The organism is Photorhabdus australis DSM 17609, from assembly GCF_000711895.1.
GTDB classification, from domain to species: Bacteria; Pseudomonadota; Gammaproteobacteria; order Enterobacterales; family Enterobacteriaceae; genus Photorhabdus; species Photorhabdus australis.
The window spans coordinates 1-6,212 of sequence record NZ_JONO01000095.1; the positions used below are offsets into that span (position 1 = coordinate 1).

Annotated in this window: 7 protein-coding genes and 4 tRNA genes; 3 read left to right on the forward strand and 8 right to left on the reverse strand. The window is 42.6% G+C overall.

What is annotated here, in order from left to right:
- The 5 genes from BO26_RS17880 to BO26_RS17900 form a co-directional block, all read right to left on the reverse strand.
- Positions 1-608, reverse strand: a 608-nt coding sequence (locus tag BO26_RS17880) for a GTP-binding protein (RefSeq protein WP_036773587.1), incomplete at its 3' end; no start/stop codon positions are given.
- Between the two features lie 108 nt (positions 609-716).
- Positions 717-792 (reverse strand) — tRNA-Thr (locus BO26_RS17885).
- Between the two features lie 6 nt (positions 793-798).
- A tRNA-Gly gene (locus tag BO26_RS17890) sits at positions 799-873 on the reverse strand.
- Positions 874-977: 104 nt separating this feature from the next.
- Positions 978-1,062, reverse strand: a tRNA-Tyr gene (locus BO26_RS17895).
- Between the two features lie 16 nt (positions 1,063-1,078).
- Positions 1,079-1,154 (reverse strand) — tRNA-Thr (locus tag BO26_RS17900).
- Between the two features lie 428 nt (positions 1,155-1,582).
- Here BO26_RS17900 and coaA point away from each other — a divergent pair.
- Positions 1,583-2,530, forward strand: coding sequence for a type I pantothenate kinase (gene coaA, locus BO26_RS17905; RefSeq protein ID WP_036773858.1), 948 nt, complete (start codon positions 1,583-1,585; stop codon positions 2,528-2,530).
- A 41-nt stretch (positions 2,531-2,571) separates the two neighbouring features.
- Here the strand turns inward: coaA and birA are convergent, their stop codons facing one another.
- From birA to BO26_RS24995, 3 genes are all read right to left on the reverse strand, one after another.
- Entirely contained in the window at positions 2,572-3,534 is a 963-nt protein-coding gene (birA, locus tag BO26_RS17910) for a bifunctional biotin--[acetyl-CoA-carboxylase] ligase/biotin operon repressor BirA (protein ID WP_036773859.1), read from the reverse strand.
- Positions 3,531-4,559 carry a UDP-N-acetylmuramate dehydrogenase gene (gene murB, locus BO26_RS17915; protein WP_036773861.1) on the reverse strand — a complete coding sequence of 343 codons (1,029 nt, stop codon included), beginning with the start codon at positions 4,557-4,559 and terminating at the stop codon, positions 3,531-3,533. Before murB ends, birA begins: the two co-directional genes overlap by 4 nt.
- Positions 4,560-5,227: 668 nt before the next feature.
- Positions 5,228-5,434, reverse strand: coding sequence for a hypothetical protein (locus BO26_RS24995; protein ID WP_477707050.1), 207 nt, complete (start codon positions 5,432-5,434; stop codon positions 5,228-5,230).
- A gap of 4 nt (positions 5,435-5,438) precedes the next feature.
- Here BO26_RS24995 and BO26_RS17920 point away from each other — a divergent pair, with 4 nt between their 5' ends.
- Both BO26_RS17920 and BO26_RS17925 read left to right on the forward strand, forming a co-directional pair.
- The gene (locus BO26_RS17920; RefSeq protein ID WP_051691046.1) at positions 5,439-5,750 is read left to right on the forward strand and encodes a reverse transcriptase N-terminal domain-containing protein; all 312 of its coding nucleotides are present in this window, start codon (positions 5,439-5,441) and stop codon (positions 5,748-5,750) included.
- A 24-nt stretch (positions 5,751-5,774) separates the two neighbouring features.
- Positions 5,775-6,089 carry an IS3 family transposase gene (locus BO26_RS17925; RefSeq protein ID WP_036773863.1) on the forward strand — a complete coding sequence of 105 codons (315 nt, stop codon included), beginning with the start codon at positions 5,775-5,777 and terminating at the stop codon, positions 6,087-6,089.
- Positions 6,090-6,212: the final 123 nt, after the last annotated feature.

Below are 6,212 nucleotides of genomic sequence, written 5' to 3' on the forward strand. Positions count from 1 at the left end.
GGTTCTGGGATGTAACTGTCCAGGGCTTCTGCCAGCTCAAGGATTTTATCTTCCCACTCTGCTTCACCTTCCAGCGCTTTCAGAGCAGAACCACGGATAACTGGCGTATCATCGCCTGGGAAATCATACTGAGACAGCAGTTCACGAACTTCCATCTCTACCAGTTCCAGCAGCTCTTCGTCGTCTACCATGTCACATTTGTTCAGGAATACGATGATGTAAGGAACACCTACCTGACGACCCAACAGGATGTGTTCACGAGTCTGTGGCATTGGACCATCAGTCGCCGCAACTACCAGAATCGCGCCGTCCATCTGAGCCGCACCGGTGATCATGTTTTTTACATAGTCGGCGTGGCCTGGGCAGTCAACGTGTGCATAGTGACGGCTTGGAGTATCGTATTCTACGTGAGATGTAGAAATGGTGATACCACGCGCTTTTTCTTCTGGTGCGTTATCGATCTGGTCGAATGCACGCGCGTTACCACCGTATTTTTTTGCCAATACAGTAGTAATTGCAGCAGTCAGGGTAGTTTTACCATGGTCAACGTGGCCGATAGTACCAACGTTAACGTGCGGTTTTGTACGTTCAAACTTTTCTTTAGACATTAGATTGTCCCTCTAAGACACGAAATCGGTGGTTTCACCACATCAACCAGCGGTTGCTTGTTGGATCGCTTACAGGAAAAAAATCAGGAGACAAGGACATTAAAGAAATGGTGCTGATAGGCAGATTCGAACTGCCGGCCTCACCCTTACCAAGGGTGTGCTCTACCAACTGAGCTATATCAGCACATCTTGGAGCGGGCAGCGGGAATCGAACCCGCATCATCAGCTTGGAAGGCTGAGGTAATAGCCATTATACGATGCCCGCATTGAACTCGGCTACCTGACTTCAATCAGCTGTATATTGTATCTCAATATGCTTTGCTTTGAGCAACCGCTCGAGCATAACACTCAAGATTAAATCTGATCGCTTGGTGGTGGGGGAAGGATTCGAACCTTCGAAGTCTGTGACGGCAGATTTACAGTCTGCTCCCTTTGGCCGCTCGGGAACCCCACCTTATCCAAATTTTTTATGGTGCCGGCACCAAGAGTCGAACTCGGGACCTACTGATTACAAGTCAGTTGCTCTACCAACTGAGCTATGCCGGCATCAAGTGCTGCGCATTCTAGGCAGTGTGAGCTCTCTATGCAACAAAAAAATTGCATCTGCCGATCATTCGGTCACAAAACACTCGATTCCACCAGGTTAGCTGATTTTCTCAATAACTTCAGCTCAAATAACCACCAAAAAATTATCTATAACGATATGAATTAATCACAATGCTCTATAGAACTTAATAAATCACTTTCTTCTCTTCAGTTAAATTTCCATCATTATGAAAAAAAATCCGATATAACATTCAGTAAAGCAACCCAATTTTTTTACGATTATGCATTTCTTATCAAAAAAACCGTTAAAAATATAAAAAAGTCTACGCCTATCGCTCCTCAATCGATATGATGCAATTTATTTTTTGTCGGATACAGATTGTTTATTACAACCTGTCCAACCTGTACAAACAGGCAGATGTTGGTCTATGAAAGAAGAACCCTTTTTGGCTACTCCATATTTGCAATTCAATCGTAAACAATGGGCTACCTTGCGTGATTCAGTTCCACTAACATTAACGAAAGAAGAATTAATTGATTTAAAAGGGATTAATGAAGAGATTTCTTTAGAAGAAGTTATTGAAATTTATCTTCCTTTATCTCGTTTACTCAATTTTTATATCAGTTCAAATTTACGACGCCAAGCCGTACTTGAACAATTTTTGGGTACTGATGGACAAAAAGTCCCTTATATCATAGGCATTGCTGGTAGTGTTGCCGTTGGTAAAAGCACCACTGCGCGTCTATTGCAGGCACTGCTAAGTCGCTGGCCTGAACACAGAAGGGTAGAATTAATCACTACAGATGGTTTTCTACATTCTAACAGCGTATTGAATGAGCGCGGATTGATGAAAAAGAAAGGATTTCCGCAATCATATGATATGCACAGTCTAGTGAAATTTGTGTCCGATATTAAATCAGGCTCTAAGCAGATATCTGCTCCGGTTTACTCTCATCTTATCTATGACATCGTACCAAATGAAAAAAAAATCATTGAGCAACCAGATATTTTGATTTTAGAAGGTCTGAATGTATTACAAAGTGGTATGGATTATCCTCATGATCCACATCATGTATTTGTCTCCGACTTCGTCGACTTTTCCATCTATGTCGATGCATCAGAAAAATTACTTAAGAGCTGGTACATCAGTCGGTTCCTGAAATTCCGTCAGGGTGCTTTTTCAGATCCAGACTCTTATTTCCACAGTTACTCTAAGTTATCAGAGGAAGAAGCTATAAATACCGCATCTAGCATATGGCAAGAAATCAATGGATTAAACTTACAACAAAACATTTTACCAACCCGAGAACGAGCAAGTCTAATCATGACAAAAGGCGCTAATCATACTATTGAAAGCGTAAGACTGCGTAAATAATAGGTGATTTTAAAGCCGGAAAGATATCTCTCTTCCGGTTATTACTCACAACCTCGCAAAGAAATCTCACCACCAATATATGGAGTGATAACACTATCTTGATCAAGCAGCAAAGCTCCTTGCTGGTTAATACCTTTAGCTATACCATACACTTCCTGATTGCCAATAATTAATTTTACTGGTCTATCCATAAAATTATCTAACTCGAACCACCGAGAAACAAATGAAGACAGACCTTCATTTTCAAACTGAATCAAAGCTTTTCTTAACTCAAGTATTATCTCCACTGCCAACTTATTACGATCAACTTCAATTCCTGCTTGCTGCAGGTTTATCCATTGCTGATTAATAGACTCTTTATCCTTATGCTCCATTCCAATATTTATACCAGCACCAATCACAACCTGGGCAGCATCACCGGTTTTTCCCATCAACTCAACTAGAATCCCTGCTAATTTCTTATCATCAAGATACAAATCATTTGGCCATTTTACTTTAATTTTATCCGCGCCTAATCGATGTAATACTTCCGCAATAATAATACCAACAACTAGACTCAATCCGATTGCAGCAGCGGGTCCTTGCTCAAGACGCCAATACATAGATAAGTAAAGATTCTTTCCAAAAGGCGAAACCCATTTCCGACCACGCCGACCTCTACCAGCATATTGATATTCAGCAACACAGGCATCCCCTGATTTCAGCCCAGATAAACGCTCAAGTAGGTACTGATTAGTCGAATCAATAACTGGCAAAACTGTGATACGCCCCTCAGGCAAATGTTGTAAAATAATATACTCATCAAGTAACTGCACGGGGGCCGGAAAACTATAACCTTTACCAGGTACTGTTTCCAATTCAATTCCCCATTCACGAATAGTCTGTATATGCTTATTAATTCCAGCTCTACTCATCCCTAAGTTTTGCCCCAGTTGCTGCCCTGAATGAACTTCGCCATCAGACAAAGTTTTGATCAATTGTAATGGTACCGTTATATCTTTCATGAAATACATTCCACAGCATCAATTTCGCCTTTAGCTCCAATAAAGCGAACTTCAGGTTCAAGTAATACACCAAACTTTCTTATCACTTGTTGTCGAATATAGGCAGCCAATGCAATTACATCTTTACCTGTAGCATTTTCCTGATTTATCAATACCAAAGCTTGCTTAAGGTGCACAGCTGCACCCCCAATACGATAGCCTTTCAAATTACACTGCTCAATGAGCCAACCTGCTGCTAATTTAAACGCCCCATCAGTATGAAAATAATATTGAGGGCTATCAGGATAGTTTTCTTTAATTGTAGCCGCAACTTCTGCACTAACGATTGGATTCTTAAAAAAACTACCTGCATTTCCTGCTATTGCAGGATCAGGTAGTTTACTAGTACGTATTGCACACACTAAACTGAAGATCTGATGAGGAGTTATACTACCTTTCGATAGCTTAGTTAAAGCTCCATAGTTCAATATCGGTTGCCAATTCTTTTTTAACAATAGCCCTACAGAGGTAACAGAATGGTTCTCTTTATATTTATGCTTAAAAACACTATCTCGATATCCAAACTGACATTCATCAGCACTAAGACGCATTCTCTCTCCATTTTCCAGATTAAGAACATCTACGTATTCACATATATCTCTAAATTCAACACCATACGCACCAATATTTTGAATTGGTGCCGCACCAGCACAACCTGGAATTAGGGCCAAATTTTCTAACCCATAAATCCGATTTTGAAGAGAATAGCAAACTAAATCGTGCCAATTTTCTCCTGCTCCTACATGTAAACGCCATAAATTATCAGTTTCTTGACATTGAATCCCCATGATTCTATTCAGAATCACAGTTCCTTCAAAATCTTCAGTGAATAAGATATTACTACCTCCACCAAGCAATAATACAGGTTGTTTTTGTTTTTTGGCTTCTTGCCATAAAGCCAATAACGATTCGGGAGATTCAGCTATATCTAAATGTTTAGCATGGGCTGATAATCCAAAAGCATTAAACTTCTTAAGGGAAAGCATTTAATTCATACTCAACAAAGATTTAATAAGTAGTTTATCAGTCTATAGACATAGAAAACAGTTGGAAAGCTAAGTTAACCCGAATTCTGGATAAGAAACTGACATGAAGCCTGTTCCAAGAGCAATGTTTTAGTGCACGCCGAAACAGCTCTGGGGAAGAGCTGGCTATGAACAACTTAGTTGAAATTTTCTATGATGTCTATGATTTTTGCTATTTTTGACCCTGTAAATAATTCTGTGGTACGACACGAGGCTGTTCCTGTGATTGTTTCACCCAATAAGTTGAAATTATAGTGCGATGAAACCTGCTATCTCACCAGCAGCAGTTCCCTACCTGACTGTGCGTTGAGAGTAATTTTGGCGTGCAAAGCGTTAGGGACAACGTAGCCATGGGCAACCGTAGGAACGATTCGCGAGAGTCAATCCCAAACTGCCAGCCGCAGGCGGTGAAGGCGCCAGGGATGAGGGTATTGTCAGCAAAAGCGAATTCCGAGAAGCATCGTAATACTTATGGAGCCAAAGCGGTTGTCAGGCTTCAGCCAAAAAGGCATGCGGGCAGGCATACCTTCTCACAGATGAGGTATCGTGAGCGTGGCCCCGCCAGTGTAAACGGAAGACCTGTCCCCTTGAGTCGCAGGAACGGAACGTGGTAACCCCGTACAACTCCGTCAGGTAGCAAGCTCGCGAGGGCAAGCAATGGTTGTGCGGGAAAAAGCGAATGCTCGGTTGTAATGACCGATATACGGTCTTTTTTTACCGACCCAAAAGGGGGCTGACGTCCTGCGGGTCTTCTCTAGCGAAAGAATCTGAACATCGACATTATGGAGGAACACAGATGACGCAGGCAATAAGCCAAGGCGGTGCACCTTCTGCATCATCGTGTTAGTTATCTATCAACACTGGCAACAGGTTGAAGCTGATGTATTTCGACTCCAGATGCGTATCGCCAAGGCAGCCAAAGCACAGCGCTGGAATAAGGTGCAAATGCTCCAGCGGCTTCTCACCCGTTCTCATCAGGCGAAGCTGCTGGCCGTAAAACGTGTTACGTCGAACCGGGAACATAACACACCAGGTATCGATGGAACATTATGGATAAATCCGCAACAAAAATGGCAGGCTGTTCAGGCTCTGACTTGCCGAGGTTTGTTGTGGTCTAATATTCCCGGACACATCCAAAGCCTGTTAATGTGACAACAGTCAATTGAGGTGTAGTCTATGAACTATCATCAAACTAAACGTCGCTTCTCCACGGAATTCAAGTTGGAGGCGATTACACAAGTTATTACACACCGGCAACGTGTGCCTGATGTAGCCCGGGCTCTCGAACTCGACTCCAGCACCTTGCGCAAGTGGATAAAACAATATCAGGCCGAACTGAACGGGATTACCCCTTCCGGTATCGCGCTGACACCTGAACAACAGCGCATTAAAGCGCTGGAAGCCCAGGTCAGGCGTCTGGAAATGGAGAAAGCCATTTTAAAGCAGGCTGCCGTGTTGATGAGCGAAACCCCCGGCAAGTTTACGCTTTAATCACACGGCTAAGTCGGCGCTGGCCGGTCACTGACCTTTGTCGTCTCTTGAATGTTTCTCGTCGTGCTTATTATGCCGGGAGCCGGAAAGGGATTGATGATAACCGACTGAAAATTAAGGTGC